This is a genomic window from Roseovarius pelagicus, from assembly GCF_025639885.1.
Lineage (GTDB): Bacteria > Pseudomonadota > Alphaproteobacteria > Rhodobacterales > Rhodobacteraceae > Roseovarius > Roseovarius pelagicus.
This window is the reverse complement of the sequence record NZ_CP106738.1, coordinates 17,193-40,952: the sequence shown is the minus strand read 5'-3', so window position 1 is coordinate 40,952 and position 23,760 is coordinate 17,193. Positions and strand designations below refer to the sequence as shown.

At 59.7% G+C, this 23,760-nt stretch carries 21 protein-coding genes; 11 read left to right on the top strand and 10 right to left on the bottom strand.

Annotated elements, in window-relative coordinates:
- Positions 1–37: 37 nt before the first annotated feature.
- The 3 genes from N7U68_RS01280 to N7U68_RS01270 form a co-directional block, all read right to left on the bottom strand.
- Positions 38–679, bottom strand: a complete 642-nt coding sequence (locus N7U68_RS01280) for a DUF6778 family protein (RefSeq protein WP_165192526.1) — start codon at positions 677–679, stop codon at positions 38–40.
- Between the two features lie 309 nt (positions 680–988).
- A complete protein-coding gene (locus tag N7U68_RS01275) occupies positions 989–1,258 on the bottom strand; it encodes a hypothetical protein (protein WP_165192527.1) in 270 nt (89 codons plus the stop codon).
- Between the two features lie 6 nt (positions 1,259–1,264).
- Positions 1,265–4,063 carry a bifunctional [glutamine synthetase] adenylyltransferase/[glutamine synthetase]-adenylyl-L-tyrosine phosphorylase gene (locus tag N7U68_RS01270; protein WP_263049200.1) on the bottom strand — a complete coding sequence of 933 codons (2,799 nt, stop codon included), beginning with the start codon at positions 4,061–4,063 and terminating at the stop codon, positions 1,265–1,267.
- Between the two features lie 78 nt (positions 4,064–4,141).
- Here N7U68_RS01270 and N7U68_RS01265 point away from each other — a divergent pair, with 78 nt between their 5' ends.
- From N7U68_RS01265 to N7U68_RS01250, 4 genes are all read left to right on the top strand, one after another.
- Positions 4,142–4,609, top strand: coding sequence for a YbaK/EbsC family protein (locus N7U68_RS01265; RefSeq protein WP_263047978.1), 468 nt, complete (start codon positions 4,142–4,144; stop codon positions 4,607–4,609).
- A gap of 130 nt (positions 4,610–4,739) precedes the next feature.
- Positions 4,740–5,168, top strand: coding sequence for a DUF2852 domain-containing protein (locus N7U68_RS01260; RefSeq protein ID WP_165192529.1), 429 nt, complete (start codon positions 4,740–4,742; stop codon positions 5,166–5,168).
- A gap of 148 nt (positions 5,169–5,316) precedes the next feature.
- Entirely contained in the window at positions 5,317–5,757 is a 441-nt protein-coding gene (locus N7U68_RS01255; RefSeq protein WP_165192530.1) for an RDD family protein, read from the top strand.
- A 109-nt stretch (positions 5,758–5,866) separates the two neighbouring features.
- A complete protein-coding gene (locus N7U68_RS01250; RefSeq protein ID WP_263047977.1) occupies positions 5,867–6,697 on the top strand; it encodes an arginyltransferase in 831 nt (276 codons plus the stop codon).
- A 22-nt stretch (positions 6,698–6,719) separates the two neighbouring features.
- Here N7U68_RS01250 and N7U68_RS01245 read toward each other — a convergent pair whose 3' ends face one another.
- Positions 6,720–7,601 (bottom strand): LysR family transcriptional regulator, encoded by an 882-nt coding sequence (locus tag N7U68_RS01245; RefSeq protein WP_263047976.1) that lies wholly within the window; start codon positions 7,599–7,601, stop codon positions 6,720–6,722.
- Between the two features lie 98 nt (positions 7,602–7,699).
- Here N7U68_RS01245 and glyA point away from each other — a divergent pair, with 98 nt between their 5' ends.
- A complete protein-coding gene (glyA, locus tag N7U68_RS01240; protein ID WP_263047975.1) occupies positions 7,700–9,016 on the top strand; it encodes a serine hydroxymethyltransferase in 1,317 nt (438 codons plus the stop codon).
- A gap of 21 nt (positions 9,017–9,037) precedes the next feature.
- On the opposite strand, the gene N7U68_RS01235 is transcribed toward glyA, so the two are convergent.
- Positions 9,038–10,219 (bottom strand): alpha/beta hydrolase, encoded by a 1,182-nt coding sequence (locus N7U68_RS01235; protein WP_263047974.1) that lies wholly within the window; start codon positions 10,217–10,219, stop codon positions 9,038–9,040.
- Positions 10,220–10,376: 157 nt separating this feature from the next.
- Here N7U68_RS01235 and N7U68_RS01230 point away from each other — a divergent pair, with 157 nt between their 5' ends.
- Positions 10,377–10,565 (top strand): hypothetical protein, encoded by a 189-nt coding sequence (locus N7U68_RS01230; RefSeq protein ID WP_263047973.1) that lies wholly within the window; start codon positions 10,377–10,379, stop codon positions 10,563–10,565.
- 115 nt (positions 10,566–10,680) lie between these two features.
- Here the strand turns inward: N7U68_RS01230 and N7U68_RS01225 are convergent, their stop codons facing one another.
- The 3 genes from N7U68_RS01225 to N7U68_RS01215 form a co-directional block, all read right to left on the bottom strand.
- Complete coding sequence (locus N7U68_RS01225) at positions 10,681–13,032, bottom strand: TRAP transporter large permease (protein WP_263047972.1); 2,352 nt, start codon at positions 13,030–13,032, stop codon at positions 10,681–10,683.
- Positions 13,033–13,047: 15 nt separating this feature from the next.
- A complete protein-coding gene (locus N7U68_RS01220; RefSeq protein WP_263047971.1) occupies positions 13,048–13,938 on the bottom strand; it encodes a TRAP transporter small permease subunit in 891 nt (296 codons plus the stop codon).
- Between the two features lie 125 nt (positions 13,939–14,063).
- Positions 14,064–15,146 carry a TRAP transporter substrate-binding protein gene (locus N7U68_RS01215; RefSeq protein WP_165192538.1) on the bottom strand — a complete coding sequence of 361 codons (1,083 nt, stop codon included), beginning with the start codon at positions 15,144–15,146 and terminating at the stop codon, positions 14,064–14,066.
- Between the two features lie 225 nt (positions 15,147–15,371).
- On the opposite strand from N7U68_RS01215, the gene N7U68_RS01210 reads away from it, so the two are divergent.
- Positions 15,372–16,787, top strand: coding sequence for a cache domain-containing protein (locus tag N7U68_RS01210; RefSeq protein WP_263047970.1), 1,416 nt, complete (start codon positions 15,372–15,374; stop codon positions 16,785–16,787).
- Complete coding sequence (locus N7U68_RS01205; RefSeq protein ID WP_165192540.1) at positions 16,784–17,446, top strand: response regulator; 663 nt, start codon at positions 16,784–16,786, stop codon at positions 17,444–17,446. Before N7U68_RS01210 ends, N7U68_RS01205 begins: the two co-directional genes overlap by 4 nt.
- A gap of 103 nt (positions 17,447–17,549) precedes the next feature.
- On the opposite strand, the gene N7U68_RS01200 is transcribed toward N7U68_RS01205, so the two are convergent.
- Entirely contained in the window at positions 17,550–19,442 is a 1,893-nt protein-coding gene (locus tag N7U68_RS01200; RefSeq protein ID WP_263047969.1) for a PhoX family protein, read from the bottom strand.
- Between the two features lie 352 nt (positions 19,443–19,794).
- Between N7U68_RS01200 and N7U68_RS01195 the strand changes: the two genes are divergently transcribed.
- Together N7U68_RS01195 and ilvN are read left to right on the top strand one after the other, a co-directional pair.
- Positions 19,795–21,549 carry an acetolactate synthase 3 large subunit gene (locus tag N7U68_RS01195; RefSeq protein WP_165192542.1) on the top strand — a complete coding sequence of 585 codons (1,755 nt, stop codon included), beginning with the start codon at positions 19,795–19,797 and terminating at the stop codon, positions 21,547–21,549.
- 88 nt (positions 21,550–21,637) lie between these two features.
- On the top strand, positions 21,638–22,198 hold the full coding sequence (gene ilvN / locus N7U68_RS01190; protein WP_165192551.1) for an acetolactate synthase small subunit: 561 nt from the start codon (positions 21,638–21,640) through the stop codon (positions 22,196–22,198).
- 83 nt (positions 22,199–22,281) lie between these two features.
- On the opposite strand, the gene N7U68_RS01185 is transcribed toward ilvN, so the two are convergent.
- Entirely contained in the window at positions 22,282–22,665 is a 384-nt protein-coding gene (locus N7U68_RS01185; protein WP_165192553.1) for a hypothetical protein, read from the bottom strand.
- 231 nt (positions 22,666–22,896) lie between these two features.
- On the opposite strand from N7U68_RS01185, the gene N7U68_RS01180 reads away from it, so the two are divergent.
- A complete protein-coding gene (locus N7U68_RS01180; RefSeq protein WP_263047968.1) occupies positions 22,897–23,730 on the top strand; it encodes a helix-turn-helix domain-containing protein in 834 nt (277 codons plus the stop codon).
- Positions 23,731–23,760: the final 30 nt, after the last annotated feature.

Sequence of the window (23,760 nt, the reverse complement as noted above, 5' to 3'; positions counted from 1 at the left end):
ATACGCATTTTTCAGGTGGGCTGAAAGGCCAGAGTGATCAGCTGCCGGATTTGTTGAACAGACGCATCATCCCAAGGTCGGCGCTCTTGTAGCTGCCCGGCTGGGTGATCTCGGCCCGGATCACCTCTGCCAGATGGTTGGTGATACGCACTTTCTGCGTTTCACCGCGTCCCTCGGCCGCAATCGCCTGCTTGCCGCCATAGGCTTTGAGGTCAGCACGGATCAGTCGCGGTTCCGTCAATGGATTACCTGTGGCCGGGTCCCGCAGTGTCACTGTAAACTCCAGATCATGTACGCCACCGGTGGTATAGCGCGCCTTTTGGGTCAGCGCGTGAAAGCGTGTCACCTCTACATACAGTTCGACCGGTACACCGTTGTTGAGGCCGGTCACACCCTTGACCATGGCATCCTGCACAATTCTCTGCACCTGCACATGGCGATCCCCGCGCGGGTCCTCGCGCCAGACGATGTCACCGCCGGGATAGAACCGGTTGGCTTCCGAAACCTTTAGCGCCCGAGGCACGCTAACAGTGACCGTTTGTACACTGACTGCTACAGGCGCGATTTGCTCGGGTGTCTCCAGCGGTGCGTTCCGTGACGCAAATTCTGGTTCAGAAGAGGCGCAGGCGGAAACCGCGAGGCCCATCAGCATTGCTGCCACTATCTTGATCATTTTCATTTCCATCCTCCAAAGGCATTTTGCCTGAATTTCTGCCAAGGAGAATGCATGCGAATTGGGGCCTGTTTTGGGCATATCCAGCGCAATCTGGTGATGGTTGTAGGGCAGTTTCGGACGCTGAGCCGCACGCAGCCTAGCGGATCAGCCCGCCATAGCCTGCACAAAACAGTTTGAAATCGCCTATTTTTGAAACTTGCGGTATCAATTGCACAACACGAAATGTGGTCTAAATGTGATGGGAACCGCGCCGACTCTATGGATCTGCGCCGAGCACCCTATCAGGGCCGATAGCTGGCCGTGTGGTTGATGTTAATCTCTAGGTCGCGACTTCCATCCGCCTCGACGACGCGGTTGCGCCGCACTTTGCTGCCCGCCGCGTAACACTTCTGTCATCGGATGGTCCGGGTTATCCGCCCCGTACCGGTCCAACATCACCGCAATCGCGGCTTGTGTATCCTGCCCTTGTGGCAGCGACAGCGCCCAGTCGAGAAAGATCGATCTGCATTCTTCGGCCACGATGCCGTCGATCCGGTAGGATTCCCGGATCAGCCTTTTATGATCGAGCGGATCACGTTCCATCCTGCATTACTCCTTCGGTGCGGCCAACAACGCGCTTTCAATCACCCGTCCGGCCTGTTCTGTCACGTGTTCCAGCCCCGCCAGCAATGCAGCAGTGTCAGGCTGACCCGTTTCACGCAGCACGAACTGCCCGGCCCCCGCCCCCAGAGCATCCGGGTTCAGGGGTTTGTCACCCAGCAATCGTGCCGCCTGTAGCAGACTAGACCAAAGCGCATAAGCATCCGTCAGCGCCCTCTCGTCTGCGTCACTGAGCCAGTCGATTGCGACACCGGCGTTCAGCCCGGCCTGCGTCCCGCGATCCGGACTGCCCTCCATCAATGCTCCCGCCTGCGCGATCAGTTCGATCTCTTGTATCCGTCCCGGCCCGAACTTTGCATCTAATGGGCCTCCCGGTGCCTTGGCCGCGCGGATACGTGCGCGCATCTCGGACACTTCCTTCAACACCTTTCCACGGTCGCGTGGCCGCGCCAGCAGCTCACGACGGAACGTTTCCACATCATTCCCGAGCGCCTCGTCTCCAGTCACAACCCGTGCCCGCGTCAATGCCAGATGTTCCCACACCCACGCCTCGTCAGATTGGTAATCGCGGAAGGATTTCCACGCCGTTGCGACAGGTCCCTGATTGCCTGACGGGCGCAGGCGCATATCCACCTCATATAACCGCCCCTGCGCCATTGGTGCCGTAAGCGCAGTGATCATCGCTTGCGTCAGGCGCGCATAGTAGGGACGGGTCGCCAGTGGGCGCACACCGTCCGATCCCTCTGCCCCGTCAGCGTCATAGATCACGATCAGATCCAGATCCGACCCGGCGTTAAGCCATCCAGCACCCAGCGACCCCATTCCAAGGACAACCGCGCCGCGCCCCGGCGGATCACCGTGCTTGGCCGCGAATTGCCGGACGACCTCGGGCCACAATACTGTCAGGATTGCATCGGCCAGATCGGCGTATTGCGTGCCTGCCTCTGCACCGGAAATCAGCCCGCGCAAATGATGCACCCCAACGCGGAAATGCCATTCTCGTCGCCAGCGCCGGGCCGCATCCAGACGCGCCTCGTAGTCGCTCTCTGCCTCTAGGGTCGCCCTCAGCCCCTCCAGCAATACGTCGCGTCCCGGCCATGCCGCAAAGAAATCGCCGACAATCACCGCATCAAACACCGCCGCGTTGCGCGACAGATATGTGGCTAATGTCGGCGCTGTCCCGACGATATCGATCAACAGGTCAATCAGTTGAGGGTTGGCCTCGAACAGCGAAAACACCTGAACGCCGGCTGGCAACCCCGACAGAAACCCGTCAAACGCCAACAAGGCTTCGGACGGGTGTGACGTTTCAGCCAAGCGCGACAGGATATCCGGGCGCAGTCGGCGAAAAATCTCGCCCGCGCGGGCCGAACGCAGGGCCGGATAGCTGGGCCAGCGCGCAATGACTTCTTGCGACAACGCCGCCACCTCATCGGATACGGGTGTAGGGGGTGCCGCATCCGCACCGGGATCGAAGAAATGTTCGATCATCTCGTGCACAGCGGCCAGTCGCGTGTCCAGTTCGGCGCGTAACTCGTCCGCCTCGCGCCCCATGAAGGCAGCCAAACGATCCCACTCCTCGGGTGCCTTGGGCAGATCATGGGTTTGCGCATCGCGCAACATCTGAAGCCGGTGCTCGACTTCGCGGTGAAACCGATAGTGATCGGTCAGCGCCTCAGCCGCGTCTTGTGGCACCCAGCCCTTTGCTGCCAACCGTGCCAGTCCTTCGGCAGTACCGCGCACCCGCAGATCGGGATCGCGCCCCCCGGCGATGATCTGGCGGGTCTGGGTGAAAAACTCGATCTCGCGGATACCACCGCGCCCCAGCTTCATGTTGTGCCCATCCAGATCAATCGCACCGCCCAGACCCTTGTGGGCACGGATGCGAAGACGCATGTTATGCGCGTCCTCAATGGCGGCGAAATCCAGATGCCTGCGCCAGACGAACGGTGTTAGCGCCTCCAGAAACCGCTCGCCCGCGGCCAGATCGCCAGCCGAGGCACGCGCCTTGATATAGGCCGCGCGCTCCCATGTCCGTCCGAGGCTTTCGTAGTAGGATTCTGCCGTGGCCATGGCCATGCAGACCGGCGTGACAGAGGGATCGGGGCGCAGACGCAAATCGGTACGAAACACATAACCGTCGCCGGTCCGATCGCTCAGCAGTGCGGTCATGCGCCGCGTCGCCCTGACAAAGGATGCACGGGCCTCGTGATAGTCATCGCACGCGAACCGGGTTTCGTCGAACAGGCAGATCAGGTCGATGTCAGAACTGTAATTCAGTTCTCCCGCGCCCATTTTACCCATCGCCAGCGTGACCATGCCTCCAGCACTGGCGATATCGTCCTCGCACGCGCCGGGCAGCTTGCCACGTTTGATTTCCACCCCGACCGTTTCGCGCATCGCGGCATCGCAGGCCAGATCGGCCAAAGTGGTCAACGCGCCGGTCACCTCTTCCAGCGTCCAGACGCCCGCCAGATCGGCCAGTCCTGCAAGTAGTGCGATGCGGCGCTTGGCCTGCCGCAACAGCGCAGCCAGTGCGGCACCATTGGCACCGTCACGCAGGGCATCAAAGACAGCATCGCGCGCGCCCTCCGGATTGTCCAACGCGTCGGACAGCCAATACGCTTCCTGTTGCATGAGGCTCCGCAGATAGGGGCTGCATCCTGCGGCCCCCTCGACCAACGCAGCCAGATCACCACTTAACCGAGGCAACAGTGCGCGCGCCTCCGCGCCGTGCTCGGGCTCAAAGCAATGTGGCAATCGTGTAATGCGGCTGACAAAATCCATTTGTCCAGTGATACAACCCGCGCCGGTCTGGTCAATGCCGGGCACGACACATAAACCGGCAACATAGGAGACCCCCATATGAGCAAAAGCCTCAAACGTGTGACCCGTGCCCTGACCGAGGCCGGTCTTGATTGTCTCATTCAGGAGATCGGGCACGCCACCACTGCTCAGATGGCTGCTGATCTGGTTGGCTGCGAGATCGACCAGATCGCCAAATCCATCATCTTTGCCGGATCGGACACCGGTACGGCGATCTTGTTCATCACCGCAGGCGGCGCACAGGTCGACCCCGCCTGCGCCAGCGCGTTGGCAGGCGAGCCGCTGGGCAAGGCCGACGCTGCGCTGATCCGTACGCAAACCGGATTTGCCATTGGCGGTGTATCTCCGGTCGGGCACCTGAGCGCACCGCGCGCGTATTTTGACCGCCGCCTATTAGCGTTTGACCAGATCTGGGCCGCAGCCGGTACGCCACGCCACGTATTCGGCGCGCCCCCCGGTGAAGTGCTGCGCGTGTCAGGGGCGGAACTGGCGGACTTCACAGTTTAGTCGGCTCAAACCGGCGACCGCTGCCTCAAATGTAAAAAAGATTTACATCAACCCTTGAACAACCAAGATCAGTTGCCATCTTCATTTATGTTAACCACCTTCACATAGCCCTTCGAGAAAGGATACCCGAATGACCACACTCGCCCCATCCGCCATGGCACCTAGGCATAACCGTCTGGTGATGTGGCTCTCACGCGCCGAAGACTGGTTGGACGCGCGCGGGCGCGGCGCATGGATTGCGGCCATGGTACTGGCCTTTATCGTCGTCTGGCCTGTTGGCCTCGCCCTTCTCTTCTACATGATCTGGAGCAATAAAATGAATTGCAGTAAATCTGGCCATGCACGCCTCGGGCGCAGATCCGTGACCCACCGAAGCAGCGGCAACAGCGCATTTGATGCCTACCGCGACGAAACGCTGCGCCGCTTGCAGGACGAACAGGAAAATTTCGAAGCTTTCCTCGACCGTCTGCGTCAGGCCAAGGACAAGTCCGAGTTCGATCAGTTCATGGATGACCGCGCCCGCAAAGCCCGTGACGACATGGCACCCCAAGAAGCATAACCATTCCGTCAACGGTCTGGCCCGCCCCCGCGGCGGGCCTTGCTGGCGTACGCGCGATTGAAACGATCGCCGCGCGTATTATCTGATGCAGGCGCAACCCGACCGCATGCATCCACAAACCTTCTGAATTGACCGGACCAATCACGATATGACATGGCATCTTCCAGACCCTGACACGCAACCTGAGTTTTACGCCGATGTGCCGATGAAACGGCTGGCGGCATGGGGCGTGGACACAGTGATTATTCTCGTCTTCACTTTGCTTGCCACGCTGCTCACGGCGTTTGTCGGTCTGCTGTTCTTTCCGCTTCTGTTTCTGACGCTCGGTTTCGTCTACCGGACGGCGACGCTGGCCAGTGGATCGGCCACGTGGGGGATGCGTTTGATGGCGATCGAGTTTCGGACCTTCAACGGAGAGAAATTCGACCTGCCGGCGGCGGCGTTGCATACCCTTGGCTATACTGTCTCGTTCGGGATGATTTTCGTTCAGGCGATTTCCGTCGTCCTGATGATGGCATCACCCCGCGGACAAGGGCTGAGCGACCTGATGCTGGGCACGGTCGCGATCAACCGGCGCGCCACGCGTTAGGTCGTTCTGGGTGGTCTGATATGTCATAGGCAATAGGGTCTTGGCGGATGCACATGTGGTTGTTATCGTCAGGATCACACACACCAAAACCTCACTGCGAGCTTTCTGAATGCGTCACACCCTGCCACTTGCGCCCCAATTCTACGTGACCGCCCCGCAGCCCTGCCCCTATCTGGAAGGCAGGATGGAGCGCAAACTGTTCACGGCGCTACAAGGCGATGGCGCACAACGGCTGAATGACAAACTGTCCAAACAGGGCTTTCGCCGGTCGCAGAACGTGCTCTACCGCCCGTCTTGCTCGGATTGCGCCGCCTGTCTTTCGGCGCGCATCGACGTCTCGAAATTCGCCCCGACCAAGAGCCAGCGGCGCACCCTGCGTCGCAACGCCGGACTAGAACGCCGCGCGACATCGCCTTGGGCCACAGAAGAGCAATACGCGCTCTTTCGCACCTATCTGGAAAGCCGCCACGCCGCTGGCGGCATGGCCGACATGGATGCGTTCGAATTCGCCGCTATGGTCGAAGAGACACCGATCCGCACCCGCGTGGTCGAATATATCGATACCGCCACCGGTGATCTGGTCGCGGTCTGCCTGACTGATATGCTCGATGATGGCGCCAGCATGGTGTACTCGTTTTTTGATCCCGCCCGCGCCAGTGACAGTCTGGGCACTCATGTGATCTTGGATCACGTCGATATCGCCCGAGAAAGCGGCCTGCCGCATGTCTACCTCGGCTACTGGGTGCCGGGTAGTGACAAGATGGGGTACAAGGCTGGCTTCTCAGGTTTGGAAATCTACGTTGGTGGTGCATGGGAAGAAATGCGCGATCCAGATGATTACAGCGCACAGGCCCATCCACTCAGCAATGATCCAATCGCCGAACAGGTCGCGGATATCGCATTGCCCGACGGGATGCCGTTGCGACCCAGCCGGGGCTGATCCGACAGTTCGCCGGGGGGGTTTAAACGCTGTCTTTCAGCATCGCCACCAGATGTTTCAATTCTCTGGTCGCCCCAACTCTCGGCTGTTCCAGAACCAGCGCCTTGCCGGTCGACACGCGGTTCGGCAGCGGTGCCACCAGTTCGCCATGCTCCAACGCCCTAGAGACCAGCACCTCATGCCCCATCAGCACACCCGCTCCGCTCTGCGCCTCTGCCATCGCCAGCGCATATAGCGAAAACTGCGGGCCGTCCTCGCCATCGGGCAGTTCACAGCCCACCGCCTGCGTCCAATGCGCCCAGTCCCCCGCCCAAATCGCATCGTGTAACAGCGTATGACCCGTCAGATCGGATGGCTCGGCAATCCCCGCCGCCAATGTCGGACAGCAAACGGGCAAGATCCAGTCATCGGCCAAAATGTCCTCTTGCTGCGTGCCCGTTGGTTCCCGCAGAAACAGGCTGAGGTCAAACATCTCGCGATCCAGATTGGGCGGCATCTCGAGCGCCGATATCGAAATCCTTGCCCCCGGCAAGGCCGCCCGCAACGCAGGCAAACGTGGCGCCAGCCATAACTGCGCGACACTAGGCAGCACGGCGATATGCAAGGTGCGCATGTTCCCCAACGCGCGCAGGGCCCGCACTGCCTGCCCCATCTGATTGAACGCATCTGTAAATCCGGGCAATAGCGCAGCACCCGCCGCCGTCAGTCGCACGCCTTGCGAGCGCCGCTCAAACAGTAGTGCACCGGTCCAATCCTCAAGACTGCGGATATGTTGCGAAATAGCCCCCGGCGTCACGCTCAGTTCTTCGGCGGCGGCCGCAAATCCACCCAACCGTGCTGCGGCCTCGAACGCACGCAGGGCATTCAGCGGTGGGCCTTTGGGCCGTGGTGGTGAAACCGACATAATCTACCCTTAGTTTTTCTAACGACACTTTTACATATTCTGGTTTGCGCCGCCAGCCAGCCCGCGCTTTATGGTGTTATCACATCAGGAGCCATACCATGACACTCGCCATTCGCCCTTGGGTTCCCGCCGCTTGCGAAACCCGCGTTCAGACCATCGCCACGCGTACTGCGGGTGCAACCGCACCCGACATCGCCGCGCGACTGGAAACGCTCGCCGAGGATAATCGCCAGATCCACGAGCGCGATTGCTTCAACCTCAATCCGGCCACCAACGTGATGAACCCCCGCGCCGAGGCGCTGTTGGCCTCCGGGATCGGATCGCGCCCGTCGCTCGGGTATCCCGGCGACAAATACGAAATGGGGCTGGAAGCCATCGAAGAGATTGAGGTGATCGCCGCCGCGCTTTGTGCCGAGGTTTTCGGCGCGCGTCACGCTGAAATCCGCGTGCCCTCTGGTGCCATCGCCAACCTCTATGCCTTTATGGCGACGTGCAAACCCGGCGATGCGATCATCGCCCCCCCGGCCAGCATCGGGGGTCACGTCACCCATCATGGTGCAGGCTGTGCGGGCCTCTATGGCCTGCGTTCCCTGCCTGCCTCGGTCAGTGCCGATGGATATACCGTCGACGTCGACGCCCTGCGCACACTGGCGCACAAATCAAATTCGGCATTGATCACTATCGGAGGCAGCCTCAACCTGTTTGAGCATCCCGTAGCCCAAGTCCGCGAAATCGCGGATGAAGTGGGCGCCAAGCTGCTCTTTGACGCCGCGCACCAATGCGGCATCATTGCCGGGCGCGCATGGGCCAATCCGCTGGACAACGGCGCACATCTTATGACGATGAGCACCTACAAAAGCCTCGGTGGTCCTGCCGGTGGGTTGATCGTAACCAATGACGACGAGATGGCGGAACGGCTCGACGCCATTGCCTTTCCCGGCATGACCGCCAATTTCGATGCCGCTAAATCTGCCGCACTGGCCATGGGTATGCTGGATTGGCGAAACCACGGCGCGGCTTATGCGGCCGAGATGATCACGCTGGCCCAGGCACTGGCCGCAGCCCTCGCCGATGAGGGCGTGCCGATTTTCGCCGCGAAACGCGGATACACCAATTCGCACCAGTTCGCCATCGAGGCGGCCAATTGGGGCGGCGGGCAGGCCGCATCAAAAACACTGCGCAAGGCAGGATTTCTGGCCTGCGGCATCGGTCTGCCGATAGATGCGGTGCCCGGCGATATGAACGGCTTGCGCATCGGGACGCCCGAACTGGTTCGGTGGGGGGTGACGTCAGACCATGTGCCGCAACTGGCCGGATTGATTGCAAAAGCCTTGCGCGCCGATGAGCCGGCCACCCTCGCCCCCGAAGTGGCCGCCCTGCGCGCCGAGTTCGATACACTGCACCACATCAACTAAACAACTGACCTGCGCACGGCGCTAATCCGAGCGCAGGCAAAATTCCGTAACCGCCTGCATCATCTCTTCCCAACCGGGTTCTTGCGGCAGCATCACATGGTTTCGGCTGTCCAGCATCGTAAAGCGCGCACCGGGGATCGTGCCCGCGATATGCTGACTCTGTGTGATCGGCTGGATCGCATCACCGCCCGCATGGATCACCAATGTGGGCACGCGCACCCGTTCCAGATCGTCCGACGCATCGAACCGATCCACCGCCGCGCGCAAGATGGCGGCATTCTCGGACGTGATCGACAGATTTTGCACACGGGCAAAGCTGGCGATCTGTTCCGGCGTGCCATCTGGTATGAACAGGCTGATGAACGCCTTGAAAAACGCGCTATCCACCTGACCCCAACCCGCCCGGATCAGTCCCAGAACGGTATCCTCATCCATCTCGCCCGGGCGTGACGGGCGCAATGCCCGGCCTACCGCATATCCGCCATATAGCACCATGCGGCTGACGCGTTCAGGGTGAAGTGCCGCGAACCGGATCGCGACCGGCACGGCCTGCGAGGCTGCAAAGATCGGGAACGTCTCCAGCCCCGCCGCATCGGCCACCGCCAGCAGATCGCCGACAAAATCATCCAGATCAACGCGCGTCAGGTCGCGCTCCGACAGGCCTGTGCCGCGCTGATCATAGCGATGCAGCGTAAAATTTCGCCCCAGACGCGCTAGGAACGGCTGCCAGACCGGACAGCGCCAATCCAGTTCCAGATGGGACAGCCAATGTCCAACACGCATCAGCGGCGGTCCCGATCCGTTAACACTATGCGCAATTGCCGCACCGTCGCCAGACATCGCAAACCGAACGCTGGGTGCTGCCATTGCAACATCACCAACACCCTGAACATCTTGGCCGATCACCTCGGGTACAAGTTGAAAGCCGCGTTTGGGTACTGTGCGGATCATCCGCTGATCCCGGCCCGTATCACCCAGCGCCATACGCGCGGCATTGATCCGCGCGCTGATGGTCGCATCCGAGATGGCCAGCCCCTGCCAAACCGACTGTACCAGTTGGTCCTTACTGACCAGCGCACCATGCGCCCGCGCCAGTTCGGTCAAAAGGGCAAACACCTGCGGCTCCAGATGCACAGGTTCGCCATCGCAGGCAAAAACGTGGCGCGTCGTGTCGATGCTGAACCGGTCAAAGCGATAGATCATCTATCCAGCTAACCGCGTTTTTCCGCCTCATGCCAAGCGAAACCCGCGAGTCATTCGAAATGACCAGAAAAACACAAGACATTCTAAAGACCGTCTTCAAGCGGCGAATTCGCGTGCGTGCTTGGATGAACCTGTCACCGCACGAGGAGCACAGACCATGAAACTCTCAGAAACACCGCAGATCAAAACCCGCGCCGACGGTTCCATCGACACCGGATATTACATGGCCCGTGGCCGCCACATGCGCAGCGAGGCCGCGCACCGGATGATGGGTCGGGATATGGCCGAGAGCGCACCGAGCAAGCAGAATATGCGGCGCGGCTTCTTTAGCAGAATTCTCGCCTGAAACGGCAAGATCAGGTTGCCGCCCCCGCGCCGGACCCCACTTGGCCACGACGCGGAGCGCGCAAAGTCCGGGCACCGAAAAACCGATTGGTTTTTCCGGTGCCCGGAAACAGATCCTAGCTCAGCAATGCCGGGAAGATCGTCACGATCGCCGGGAAGAACCATAAAATCGCCAGTCCGATCACCTGGATCAGAACGAAAGGGAACACCCCGCGATAGATATGGCCTGTCGTGACTTCCTTGGGCGCGACGCCGCGCAGATAAAACAGCGCAAAGCCGAAGGGCGGCGTCAGGAAGGATGTTTGCAGGTTCACCGCGATCATAATCGTCACCCATTTGGGATCGAACGTACCGCCATAGATCACCGGGCCGACAATCGGGATCACGATATAGATGATTTCCAGAAAATCGAGGACAAAGCCCAGCACGAACAGCACCAGCATCACGATCAGAAACACCGTGAGTTCGTTATCGAACGACTTCAGGAATTGCTGGATATAATGCTCTCCACCGAACGAGATCACAACGAGGTTCAGCAATTGCGAGCCGATGAGAATCGTAAACACCATCGACGTCACCTTGGCCGTCTCGCGCACAATCGGCGTCAACACGCCATGGGTGAATAGCACCCAGCAGGCGAACAACAGACCAAACAGCGCATAGAGATAGGCCGCATAGGCAAAGACGAAGGCGATGACAGTCTCGGCGCCGACCCCGTCCTGATTGATCCGCAGATCAAAGTTGATGCCCGTCAGGATTGCCAGCCCGATCGCAAAGGTCGACCATAGGATGATTGCCCCAGACCGTTCCTGATCCTTCAGCTTGCGATAGGCCGCAAGCATAATCGCACCACCGGCCCCCAGCGCCGCAGCCGGCGTCGGGTTGGTAATCCCGCCCAGGATTGACCCCAGCACCGCAACAATCAGAACCAGCGGCGGAAAAACGACCCGAATGATATCGTTTTGCGCCAGCCGTCCGGCTGCTGCTGCGCATCCATAAAACGCCATCGCGATCGGGATGAGCAGCAAGATCACGGTCAGCCCCGAACTGGTCGAGGGCGAGATCAAGACAATGTCGATCAACAGTCCCAGCACGACACCCAATGCACCGATCAACAACGGTCGTGCCTCGGCATTAGGGGCAACCCCGCGTGCAACAGCCAGCACCAGTGCGAACAACAGGAAGATGATAGAAACTCCGGTGCCGATGGGCGCCGCATCCGCTTCCTTCTGGATTTTCAGTTCCGCGATCTGGTCCTCCGTCAGCTTGACACTCTCTTGTTGTCCCCCGGACGAGTCGATGGCGCTCTGCTCGGCCAGTGCAGCATCCCACGCGTCCTGGCCATGCAGCTCGATCATTGCTTGCTGACATTCCTCACCGACATTTGTCCGCAGCGATGCGCTTTCACCACGATCGGTAAAGCTGTCCACGATCAGGCTCTGCGAACCGATGACACCAACATTGGCCAGCAGTATAACACCGGCAATCAGACCCACCGGCACGCCGATGAACCATGTGAATGCCTCGGAGCGGGTGATCACATGATCATTCGAACGCCCCAATTCGACCGCAGGGGCCTTTGACGGGTTCAGCAGCGCATAGCCAAAGGCATAGAGCGCATAAAGCAGCGCCAGCAGTATCCCCGGCAACAGAGCGGCCTGAAAGAGCGTCCCGACGGACACGACCGCAGGCTCTCCCAGATAGGTCAGCGCGTCGGTACAACCTGCCTCGATGGCACGATTTTCCTGCGCGACCGAATAGAGATCCCCGGCCAATGTCCCCAACAGAACGATAACGATCGACGGCGGAATGATCTGCCCCAGCGTGCCCGACGCGGCGATTACGCCAGTTGCGATTTCAGGGCTGTAACCATTGCGTAGCATCGTCGGCAGGCTCAGCAGGCCCATCGTCACCACGGTCGCGCCAACAATCCCTGTCGAGGCCGCCAGAAACGCCCCCACGACGACCACGGACACAGCCAGACCGCCGGGCAAAGGCCCGAACACCTTTGCCATAGTGGTCAGCAGATCATTGGCGATCTTTGACCGTTCCAACGTGATCCCCATCAGCACGAACATCAGCACCGCCAGCAATGTCTCGATCGACTGGCCCGCCAGAACGCGCTCGTTGATGCGGTTCACGATGAACGACACGTTCCGGTCCAGCGCAGTCTCCCAGCCCTGCGGAAACACCGGCACGGCGGTTCGCACCAGATCAGGGTATCGGAAGATTGATATACTCTCGGCCTTTACGCCACTCGCGATCAACGCATTGTAGGCATCGCTGCCCGTATCGATCGCCTGATGGATCAACAGCCCCGCATCATTCAGCGCCGCAATAATCCCAAAGGAAATCACCCCGGCTCCGCCAATGGCAAACGCCACGGGAAAACCTGACAAAATGCCTCCAAAGAGGCAAAGGAAGACGATTATCAGGCCGACTTCGACCCCGTCCAATCCAAATAGCATAACGTCTGCGTCCCCTTAATGCGTGCCCTCAAAGGCTTCTTCGCCCTCGCCAAGACTGTCCTTGTCGAGATATTTGTTCTCTGATTCCGGGCCTTCCTTCCACTCCAGATAAGAGCGGAAGAAGAACGCAATCGCATGGAGGAAAACCATGCCAGCAAAGGCGATCAACAACAGCTTGAACAAGAAGTAGGCATTGAACCCGTTCGGGCTGAATCCGATGGTTTCGATGTTCCACCGCAATGCGCGCGCCTTCATCAACAACCGATCCAGCGTATCCGACGCGGATGGGTTCGGCACGATCATGTGCCGCCACATAAAGTACCAGCCATACATCCATGTCAGGACTGCGGTGGGCATCATGAATATGAGGCTGCCGACCATGTCGATGATCCGCTTGGTCCGAAAACTGACAGCGGAATAGATCAGATCAACGCGCACATGGCTGCCCTGCACAAATGTGTAGGTACAGCACAGGCACACGATCAGCGCATTATAGAGCTTTAGCTCTTCCGCCCACCAACTGATGTCCATCTGGATCGGGATACCAAAGCCGATGGCAATGTCGGGCCGGGCAAAGATGCGCTGAACAAAAACGATCACGATCTGCTGGAGCACCATCAAGAGCCCCGCCCATGCAAAGAGCCTGCCGACCGTATTTGCGAACCCTTCCAATACACGCACACAACCCCACATGAAGCCGTTGCGCCACAGCCCGACGGCCGTCAGCACCAGAAACGCCGTAAAAATCACAAAGAAGAACTCGACGGACCCGCCGTAGTAAACGACCCGCATGATGGCCTGTTTGTCCGACCAATCCAGCCACAGCGACGGATGTGTGATCGCATAGCCGAAATTGTAGAACGCGAGGCCGATATTCTGGAAAAACCAGACAATCGCTTCCAGCATTGTCCCCCCAAATCCCCGATTGCAGACCTTTGTTGGCCCGTCTTACCCGTGATGCCTCCCAGCATCACAAGTCGTATAGGCAGGCCCCGGTTTCCCAGAGCCTGCCAAAACGTTGAGAACGTTGTTTAGCCCAGAACGCGGTCACGCTGCGAGCGGTACGCGCTTTCCGATTTCTTGATCCAGCCCGAAGACGATTTGAGCGACGCTTGGTAGTCGTCAAAAATCTTCTTGTACAGATCGTCGCCCATGTTCTCTTCATGGACAGCCATCGAGGCTTCGCCGAACGCATCCCAGACGGCATCGGGGAATTCCAGCGTCTTCACGCCAGCCGACTGCAGACGCTGCAACGCTGCACCGTTGTTGTTCAGGAATTGCGCCAGGTTCCACTGGTGCGCTTCGGCCGAACCGATTTCGACGATTTTCTGATGTTCCGCCGACAGGCTGTCGAACACTTCGCGGTTGCACGCAACGCTCAGACCGGCACCCGGCTCGTGGAAACCAGCGGTGTAGTAGAACTTGGTGATCTCTTGGAAGCCAGCTTTTTCATCCGCCCAAGGGCCAATCCACTCGGTTCCGTCGATCGCACCCGAGGACAGTGCCTGATACACTTCGGAACCGGGAAGGTTCTGAACGCTCGCGCCCAGCTTGCCCAGCGCCTTGCCGCCCAGACCCGGCATCCGGAATTTCAGACCGTTAAAGTCTTCGGGACCGTTGATTTCCTTAGCGAACCAGCCGCCCGCCTGCGCGCCAGTGTTGCCACCGAGGAAGGATTTCAGGCCAAAGATTTCGCCCAGTTCATCATGCAGCGCCATACCGTTGCCATGATAGTACCAGTTGGCCAGTTCCTGCGCGGTCATGCCGAACGGCACCGACGTGAAGAACGCATACCCGGGATGCTGACCGACAAAATAGTAGTCCGCGCCGTGGTACATGTCCGCCTGACCCGAGGTCACAGCGTCAAACACTTCGAACGCGCCAACCAGCTCGCCTGCGGCTTTCACGTCCACAGTCAGGCTACCGCCCGACATTTGGGTGATGTTGTCGGCCGCGCGCTGCGCTGCGTCGAACACGCCTGCCAAACCACGACCCCAAGTGGTGACCATGGTCAGCGTGCGGTTGCCCTGCGCATAGGCCGGAGCAGCCAGCGATGTGGCGGCGGCAGCAGTGCCGCCAAGTGCGGAATTCTTCAGAAAAGAACGACGATCCATATGAGTATATCCTCCCAGATCAGTGATGCGCACTCGGTTCGTTGCCGGCGCGCGGATCGTTGCAAGTGGCGACACACTAACGCCACGTCGCTTGCAATGGAATACCGACTACTGCGTAGATAATCAGCATATTCGCAATCAACCCGAACAGACCTGCCCGCTTTGCAAGCGATCTGCACACCATCGGGCTGGGCAGCGCGCGCGATCCGCGTATAACGATTCGTCATGCGACGTTTCACAGACCGCCTCTGGCGGAACTACGGCCAAAAGCTGTTTTTGACAGCCACGCTCCCTCTGCTTTTGGCGGTGGTGGTCATCTCAGTGCTGGTCACGCTGCAATCGCGCCATCTGGCCGAGCGCGAGATCGCGACGTTGGAACGCCAGCTGATCGAAGCCAAGCGGGCAGAACTCAAAAATTACCTGTCGCTTGCCCGGACCGCGTTCGTCAACAATTACGGGCGCGCTGCCCCTGACGACGCCGAGGCGATGCTGGCCGTGACGCGCATTCTGTCCAGCATGATCTATGGCACCGACGGATATTTCTTTGTCTACGACTATGACGGCAACAATCTGGTCAGCCCCCGCTACACCAGTCAGATTGGCCGCAACTGGATGGGGCTAACCGACGCGAACGGCATCGACATCACCAACACGTTGATTGCGCAGGCGCGCTCGGGCAGCGGTTATCACACCTATGACTGGCCCCGCCCCAGCACCGGAGAGCCGGGTCGCATGGTCGCCTATGTGATCGGCCTACAGGATTGGCGCTGGGTCGTGGGAACGGGGGTGTTCATCGACGATGTCCTCGCCACGGTTGCCGCATCCCGCGCCGAGGTAGAGGCGCGCGTACAGCGCACATTCCTCTACATCGGCGGTCTTACCCTCATCGCGCTGCTGGTTGTCTTTACCTCCGGGCTGTTCATCACCATCCGAGAACGCCGCCTCGCCGATGCCAAGCTGAAGGCCCTGACCCAGCGCGTGTTCGACGCGCAGGAAGAAGAGCGTGGCCGGGTTGCGCGCGAACTGCATGACGGCATCAGCCAGATCCTTGTAGGTATCCGTTACGCGCTCGATATGGCGCGGCGGAGATTGGAAATTGGGGATGCGCGGGCGGCGGAAGACCTGAACAAGGGCATCACCCACCTTGCCGGTGCGATTCAGGAGGTCCGAAGGATCAGTCGCGATCTGCGCCCCGGCACACTGGACGATCTTGGCCTTGGTCCTGCCCTCAATGCTCTGATCGAGGAATTCGGCAGACGGACCGGCATCGCGACCGAATTCCAGACAGCAGTTTTTCGAAACCGTCTGGATGATGAGGCCAAGACTGCCCTCTACCGCGTCGCTCAGGAGGCGTTGACCAACGTCGAGCGCCACTCGGGCGCGCGCCGTGTCACCCTCGACGCGCGCGGCCATAATCGCGGCGCAACGCTGCGCATTACCGACGATGGCATCGGCATTGATCCTGCGCAAAGCGCGCCCACAGGTCTGGGTCTACGCAATATGCAGGAGCGGATCGAACAACTGGATGGCACGCTGCGCATTCTGTCGTCACGCAGTGGCACCGTGATCGAGGCAACCGTACCACTCAGCCACATGCTCGGTCCGCAAAACAAAGAAGAAACCACAAAGGCAAGCGCATGACCAAATCCACCTCTTCCGTCGCCCCCGCCCGCGTCGTGATCGTCGACGATCACCCGATGGTGGCCGAGGGTGTCGAGGCGATCCTGCAAACCTATGATGACATTGACGTTATTGCGACGCTGTCGGATGGCCGCCAGATCATCGAGCAGGTCGAGGCACTCGATCCAGATGTGATCTTGCTCGATCTGAACATGCCGGGTATCGGCGGGCTCAGTACCACCGAAATCATTCTGGAGCGCCGCCCCGAAACTCGCATCCTGATCCTCAGCATGCACGACAGCCCCGAATACATCTCCTCCGCACTCAGCCACGGCGCCGTCGGCTATGTGCTGAAAGATGTGCCCACGGACGAGATCAAACATGCCATCGACGTCGTCATGACCGGTCAGCGTTACTTGTGTACCGGTGCGCAAGGCTCGCTCACGCCCTCTGGCGACGGAGCGCGCGAACAACTGACAAACCGCGAACAGACCATCCTGCTACAATTGGCTCAGGGCAAGTCGAACAAGGCCGTGGCGAGCGCGCTTGATATTTCGGTACGCACCGTCGAAACCCATCGCGCGAACATCAAGCGCAAGCTCGGCATCAGCTCTACAGCCGGATTGACCCGATACGCTATGGAACACGGCGTTCTTCAAGGCACCGGAGTACAGCTCTAGCCAGTATGCCCGCCGTCCGCACACTGATCATGCGCGCCAGATGACAGCTCCGCCGACGACAGCGGCAGGACATGCCGTGGCAAAGGATGACTGGGGGCAGCCCCTACCCGACCAACCCGCCATCAGAGCGGGTCACTGCAATCACAGCCGAGCGCGGTAACTTGCCCTCGCCATCTGGGAACGGTGCAGCCGGGTGTTGAATGCCCACAAACATGGCGCGACGATCCGCCGACCACGTCAGCCCGGTCACCTCACAGCCCTTCGGCCCGGTCAGGAACCGCGCGATTTCACCGGTGACCGGATCGCCCGCCAGCATCTGATTGTTGCCCATGCCTGCAAACTCACCATCATTGCTGTCATCACCATCGGTCTGGATCCACAACAATCCGGCACTGTCGAACACCATCCCGTCGGGTGAGTTGAACATGTTGCCCGCCGTCACGTTGTCCGACCCGCCATAGGCATTGTCGTACACTTCCGGATTACCGGCCATCACGTATAGGTCCCACTCGAACCCATCAGCGCCGTGGTCTTCGTTCACAGGGCGCCAGCGCACGATTTGGCCGTATTTGTTGCTCTGACGCGGGTTGGGGCCATTGACCGACGTATCGTCGCCACCGGCGTTCGGTTTTACGCCCCGGTTCTTGTTGTTGGTCAGACAGCAATATGCCTCAATGGCGTGAGGGTTGACCGCGATCCATTCGGGACGGTCCATCGTCGTCGCCCCGACGGCAGAGGCCGCAATGCGGGCAAAGATCAGGATCTCGGCCGCGCTCGTCATACCAGTGGTTTCCGGCGTCAGCGCGCGCCATTCACCCGTGCCGTCCTCATTGAACTTGGCGACAGAAAGCGTGCCATTGTCCAGCAAACCTTCGGTGCTGCCGCCGGGCACGTAGGTCCCGCTTGAAACAAATCGATACAGGAACTCACCCCGCTCGTCGTCCCCCATGTAAATCACCACACGCCCATCCGAGGCCAGAACAACGGCGGCGTTCTCATGTTTGAAACGCCCCAGCCCCGTGCGCTTGACCGGATTTGCGTCAGGGTTTGCCGGGTCGATCTCGACCACCCAGCCCACGCGATGCGGCTCGTTCGGGGTTACGCTGGTATCGAACCGCTCGTCCCATTTGTGATAGTCGTACCCCCAGCCGTCTGTGCCGATCCCGTAGCGTTCATAACCGTCCTGCACCATGGCTGGATAGATCGCGTCGGTATCTGTTGCACCAAAGTAGCCGTTAAAGTTTTCCTCGCATGTCAGATAGGTGCCCCACGGCGTCTTGCCGGATCCACAGTTGTTCATCGTCCCCAGAGCCAGCACGCCCTCAGGATCGGCTTGGGTCTGCATCAGGGCATGTCCGGCGGCAGGTCCGGCGATCTCTATCGGCGTCAGATGGGTGATACGCCGGTTTAAGGAGCTATCCTGCACGATCTGCCAACCGCTCTCGCCGCGCGCAATCTCGATCACGGCGACGCCTTGCAGCTTTTGCAGCTTCTTCACGTCCTGCGCATCGCGAGGCGTTCCGCCTGTTGCCTGCGGCAGGTTCACTTTGCGGTTGGCGTATTCGTGATTGACGACCAAGACCTGCCTGTCGCCCACCACGAACATCTCCATCCCATCGGTGTTTTCGCCAAATACCCGATCGGTATAATCCGCCGCGCCGCCTGTGGCGTGATCGAATGCCGGAACGTCGGAATACAGCGGATCACCCCAGCGCGCCACGATCTGCCACTCGTATCCATCGGGCACATGCACCGTGGCATCAGTCTGTAATCCAATCGGCTCAAAGGCGAACCGCGAGGTTTCCATCGCCCGAGCTGCCCCCGGCATCATCCCCATCGCAGCCGCGCCAGACCCAAAAGCAACCAGCCCGCTGACGAACCCGCGGCGTGACAGCGCGGCGTCGACCACACGATCAAACTCGGTAACATCGGGTCGCGGATCGTTCAGTTCATCCCAATCATCGGCGGAAATCTGGTTCAGATCGATCGAACACATGGCTGGCTCCTTTGCGGGCATGGGGGAATCGTCGTTCGCCCGGAATATGCGCGAGTCCTGTAACAGCCCGACGTCACCCTGCCAGACACGGAGTTGCGCAACAAATGCAAAGTTTTTCGCCCCCGCGCGACATTTTATAGGCAATTGTCGCTTGACGGTTTCTGACCGCGCCAATAATGTCGCCGCCACGCAGCATGAGGAGCGCCCACCGTGGCCCAACTAGTCGTAGTCGTAGGCAAATGGCGCATGGGCCGGTAACGGACACCATAACGGTACCCCATGCGCCCCCGAATTTCGGGGGCTTTTTTATGCGCGAGACAAATAAGATGAATGTCATAAACGGAGCAAAACGATGACACGTCAGATGACCGGAGCGAAAATGGTGGTTCAGGCCCTTAAGGATCAGGGCGTGGACGTCGTATTCGGATACCCCGGAGGCGCGGTGCTACCGATTTATGACGAAGTTTTCCAACAAAACGACATCCGCCACATACTGGTGCGCCACGAACAAGGTGCCGTACACGCCGCCGAAGGCTACGCACGTTCCACGGGCAAGCCGGGCGTCGTGCTGGTGACTTCTGGCCCCGGTGCCACCAATGCCGTGACCGGATTGACCGATGCGCTCTTGGACAGCATTCCGATCGTCGTGCTGACGGGTCAGGTGCCGACATTCATGATCGGTTCGGACGCGTTTCAAGAGGCCGATACTGTTGGCATTACGCGTCCCTGCACGAAACATAACTGGCTGGTCAAGGACACCGAGAATCTGTCGGGCATCATTCACGAGGCATTCCACGTCGCCACCGCTGGCCGCCCCGGTCCGGTACTGGTGGACATCCCGAAGGACGTGCAGTTTGCCAGCGCCACCTACACCGCGCCGCAAAAGATACGCACCAGCCACTATCAGCCGCAGGTCAAGGGTGACATGGAGGCCATTACCGAACTGGTCGCAGCCCTGGAGACTGCCAAACGCCCGGTATTCTATACCGGCGGTGGCGTGATCAATTCCGGCCCCGCTGCCAGTCAGCTCCTGCGCGAGCTGGTCGAGGCGACAGGCGTACCAATCACCTCGACACTGATGGGCCTCGGTGCCTATCCCGCCAGTGGAAAACACTGGTTGGGGATGCTCGGCATGCATGGCCTCTACGAAGCGAACATGGCGATGCACGATTGCGATCTGATGATCAATGTCGGCGCGCGTTTTGACGACCGGATCACTGGACGCCTCGATGCATTCTCGCCCGGTTCGGTGAAGGCCCATATCGACATTGATCCATCTTCGATCAACAAGGTAATCAAAGCCGATATTCCGATCGTGGGTGACGTGGCCCATGTGCTTGAGGATTTGCTCAAAGTCTGGAAGGCGCGCGGCCGCAAGGTCAACCGCGAGGCGCTGAACAAGTGGACTGCCAAGATCGACGAATGGCGCAAGATCGATTGTCTGGCATTCAAGCAGACAGGCAAAGTCATCAAGCCACAGCATGCGCTCGCCCGGCTAGAAGCACTGACCAAGGACCACGACCGCTATATCTGTACCGAAGTTGGCCAACATCAGATGTGGGCGGCGCAGTATCTGGGTTTTGAGGATCCGAACCGCTGGATGACGTCGGGCGGTCTTGGGACGATGGGCTATGGTTTCCCGTCCTCTATCGGTGTGCAGATGGCCCACCCAGAGGCGCTGGTGGTCAACGTCGCTGGCGAGGCAAGCTGGCTGATGAACATGCAGGAAATGGGCACAGCCGTTCAGTTCCGCCTGCCGGTCAAGCAGTTCATCCTGAACAATGAACGTCTTGGCATGGTACGCCAGTGGCAGGAATTGCTGCATGGTGAGCGGTATTCGCACAGCTGGTCCGAGGCGCTGCCCGATTTCGTCAAGCTGGCCGAGGCGTTCGGTGCCAAGGGCATCAAATGCGACGACCCGGCCGATCTCGATGATGCGATCATGGAAATGATCAATCACGACGGCCCGGTGATTTTTGATTGTCTGGTGGAAAAGCACGAAAACTGCTTCCCGATGATCCCGTCAGGCGAGCCGCACAACAAAATGCTGCTGGGCGAAGCCTCCACCAAGGACGCCATCGGCTCCAAAGGTGCGGTGATGGTGTGATCCGTAGGGGGGTGTCATACCCGCCCTTCCAATTTTCGTAAGGTGGGCTTCAGCCCACCACCCCGACAAAGTATAAAGGACGCCGAAAATGTCCCCGCTAAAAATCAAAAAAGGCGCGACAAAACACTCCGCCTACAATCTACGCCCCACCTTCTCTGACGTTGAAGAAAGCCACACACTGGCGGTTATCGTCGACAACGAGGCCGGCGTGCTGGCACGGGTGATCGGCCTCTTCTCGGGTCGTGGCTATAACATCGACAGCCTGACCGTCGCCGAGATCGATCACGAGGGCCACACCAGCCGCATCACCATCGTCACCACCGGCACACCGCAGGTGATCGAACAGATCAAGGCACAGCTGGGTCGCATCGTGCCCGTCCACGAGGTCCATGATCTGACGGTCGAGGGGCGCTCGGTCGAACGGGAACTGGCGCTGCTCAAGGTCGAGGGCAAGGACGAGAAACGCGTCGAAGCCCTGCGTCTGGCGGATATCTTTCGCGCCAACGTGGTCGACAGCACGCTTGACAGCTTCGTGTTTGAAATCACCGGCACGCCGGCCAAGATCGACGCCTTTGCCGACCTCATGCGCCCTCTGGGCCTGTCGGACATCGCCCGCACCGGCGTCGCCGCCCTGCCCCGCGGCATCTGAGCCGCAAGAATGAGATACGCGGGGTAATCTCTACCCCGCGTATTCATCATACATCATTTATCTGTATCGGACGGCTGTGCGCCTCAGGCGATTTCAGCGCAGCGTTGCGTGCGGAAGGGCACCACGTTGCTCAGGCTCGCATCGCCCGTGGCCACCGACGTGGCCGACGGCAAATCCGTACTGGTGTCGGGCAGCGCACCAGCATTTATGCCCGCCTGCATCAGCGCGCGACTCAGGGTCGGGTGGCTTTCTTGTGCGACCAGACTGGGGGCTCTGGCCAAACGCATTTCACCGCCCTCACACAGATCAAACGCCACCATATCACCGGCCTTGATACGGCTCGCGGCGCCAGCATCGCTGCCTTGGCCCCGATAAAACGCCAGATCTCCATGGTCCTCGCACCAGATCACGGCCCGATCCTGAGCCTGATCACTCCAAAGAACGACACCGTGCATTTTTCCGCGCATGTTTCCCCCGATCTGTAACATGTCCATACAAACCAGCATGTCGTGCATCGCAGACAAGGAACATGATCAATTCCGCGTCCACCAAAGCCCATTTGTGTCAACATGGTAAAAAAATGACGCTAAATAGCGTCAGCACCCGTGACAGTTGCAAAGAAACGTGATGCAATGCTCCGAAAGGGGCATTTGGGGGCGCTCAGACATGTATACACCTGACCGGATTCGGTGTCACTGATGAACCAGTCGAAATCGGATAAGCAACCGCAGAGCGACCAGACCGACGCAGATCCGGCCGAACTGCGCGCGGTGTTTGGCAAGAATCTGCGCGCCCTCAGCGCCGACTACCCGTCGGTCGCCGGGCTTTGCCGTGACCTCGGGATCAACCGGACCCAATTCAACAGATACCTGAGCGGAGAGAGCTTTCCACGCCCCGACGTGCTTTATCGCATCTGTCGGTTTTTCGGAGTTGATGCCCGTATCCTGCTGGAATCAGCCGCCGACCTCAACACCGCCACCTTTGATTTGCTCGGCCATCCTCAGCTGAACGGATATTTCGGACGCGCCCCGATTGACGTTCCACCAGCCCTCTTTCCCGATGGTTTCTATCGTTTCGTGCGTCGCAGCTTCATCGAGGAGACCAAGTTTGTTCTCGGGCTGGTTTATGTCTATCGCGACGACGGCTACACGTTCCTGCGCGGGTTCGAGCCACGCGATGCCTTGCGCAGACAGGGTATTTCCACGGATTCGCGCGACCGTGAATATCGCGGCATCGTCATGCGACAGGAAGAAGGCATCATGATGATCGCCACCCATCAGAACGCGATGGCCTGCTCCTTCAACTTCCTCGCGCAAGAAACCTCTTTTCAACAAAATCTCTGGATCGGCTACGTCACCCGCACTGTGCGCGAAAAAGTGACCGGCATCCGCGCCACGCGCATGGTGTACGAGCATCTCGGTCGCAACACTGGCCCCGTTTTAGCCACGGCCCGTCAGGCCGGGCTGATCGATCGCGAGGCCGTCGCGCCGTTCCATGCCAACCTCTTGCAATTGGATCAGCCCTTTCGCTAGCCCACGTCGCGCGAGATCGTAAACTCCTGC

What these genes read in the sequence shown, in the direction of transcription:
- N7U68_RS01280 (WP_165192526.1), bottom strand. Translation starts at nt 679, where the DNA reads ATGAAAATGATCAAGATAGTGGCAGCAATGCTGATGGGCCTCGCGGTT.
- N7U68_RS01275 (WP_165192527.1), bottom strand. Translation starts at nt 1,258, where the DNA reads ATGGAACGTGATCCGCTCGATCATAAAAGGCTGATCCGGGAATCCTAC.
- N7U68_RS01270 (WP_263049200.1), bottom strand. Translation starts at nt 4,063, where the DNA reads ATGGATTTTGTCAGCCGCATTACACGATTGCCACATTGCTTTGAGCCC.
- N7U68_RS01265 (WP_263047978.1), top strand. Translation starts at nt 4,142, where the DNA reads ATGAGCAAAAGCCTCAAACGTGTGACCCGTGCCCTGACCGAGGCCGGT.
- N7U68_RS01260 (WP_165192529.1), top strand. Translation starts at nt 4,740, where the DNA reads ATGACCACACTCGCCCCATCCGCCATGGCACCTAGGCATAACCGTCTG.
- N7U68_RS01255 (WP_165192530.1), top strand. Translation starts at nt 5,317, where the DNA reads ATGACATGGCATCTTCCAGACCCTGACACGCAACCTGAGTTTTACGCC.
- N7U68_RS01250 (WP_263047977.1), top strand. Translation starts at nt 5,867, where the DNA reads ATGCGTCACACCCTGCCACTTGCGCCCCAATTCTACGTGACCGCCCCG.
- N7U68_RS01245 (WP_263047976.1), bottom strand. Translation starts at nt 7,601, where the DNA reads ATGTCGGTTTCACCACCACGGCCCAAAGGCCCACCGCTGAATGCCCTG.
- glyA (WP_263047975.1), top strand. Translation starts at nt 7,700, where the DNA reads ATGACACTCGCCATTCGCCCTTGGGTTCCCGCCGCTTGCGAAACCCGC.
- N7U68_RS01235 (WP_263047974.1), bottom strand. Translation starts at nt 10,219, where the DNA reads ATGATCTATCGCTTTGACCGGTTCAGCATCGACACGACGCGCCACGTT.
- N7U68_RS01230 (WP_263047973.1), top strand. Translation starts at nt 10,377, where the DNA reads ATGAAACTCTCAGAAACACCGCAGATCAAAACCCGCGCCGACGGTTCC.
- N7U68_RS01225 (WP_263047972.1), bottom strand. Translation starts at nt 13,032, where the DNA reads ATGCTATTTGGATTGGACGGGGTCGAAGTCGGCCTGATAATCGTCTTC.
- N7U68_RS01220 (WP_263047971.1), bottom strand. Translation starts at nt 13,938, where the DNA reads ATGCTGGAAGCGATTGTCTGGTTTTTCCAGAATATCGGCCTCGCGTTC.
- N7U68_RS01215 (WP_165192538.1), bottom strand. Translation starts at nt 15,146, where the DNA reads ATGGATCGTCGTTCTTTTCTGAAGAATTCCGCACTTGGCGGCACTGCT.
- N7U68_RS01210 (WP_263047970.1), top strand. Translation starts at nt 15,372, where the DNA reads ATGCGACGTTTCACAGACCGCCTCTGGCGGAACTACGGCCAAAAGCTG.
- N7U68_RS01205 (WP_165192540.1), top strand. Translation starts at nt 16,784, where the DNA reads ATGACCAAATCCACCTCTTCCGTCGCCCCCGCCCGCGTCGTGATCGTC.
- N7U68_RS01200 (WP_263047969.1), bottom strand. Translation starts at nt 19,442, where the DNA reads ATGTGTTCGATCGATCTGAACCAGATTTCCGCCGATGATTGGGATGAA.
- N7U68_RS01195 (WP_165192542.1), top strand. Translation starts at nt 19,795, where the DNA reads ATGACACGTCAGATGACCGGAGCGAAAATGGTGGTTCAGGCCCTTAAG.
- ilvN (WP_165192551.1), top strand. Translation starts at nt 21,638, where the DNA reads ATGTCCCCGCTAAAAATCAAAAAAGGCGCGACAAAACACTCCGCCTAC.
- N7U68_RS01185 (WP_165192553.1), bottom strand. Translation starts at nt 22,665, where the DNA reads ATGCGCGGAAAAATGCACGGTGTCGTTCTTTGGAGTGATCAGGCTCAG.
- N7U68_RS01180 (WP_263047968.1), top strand. Translation starts at nt 22,897, where the DNA reads ATGAACCAGTCGAAATCGGATAAGCAACCGCAGAGCGACCAGACCGAC.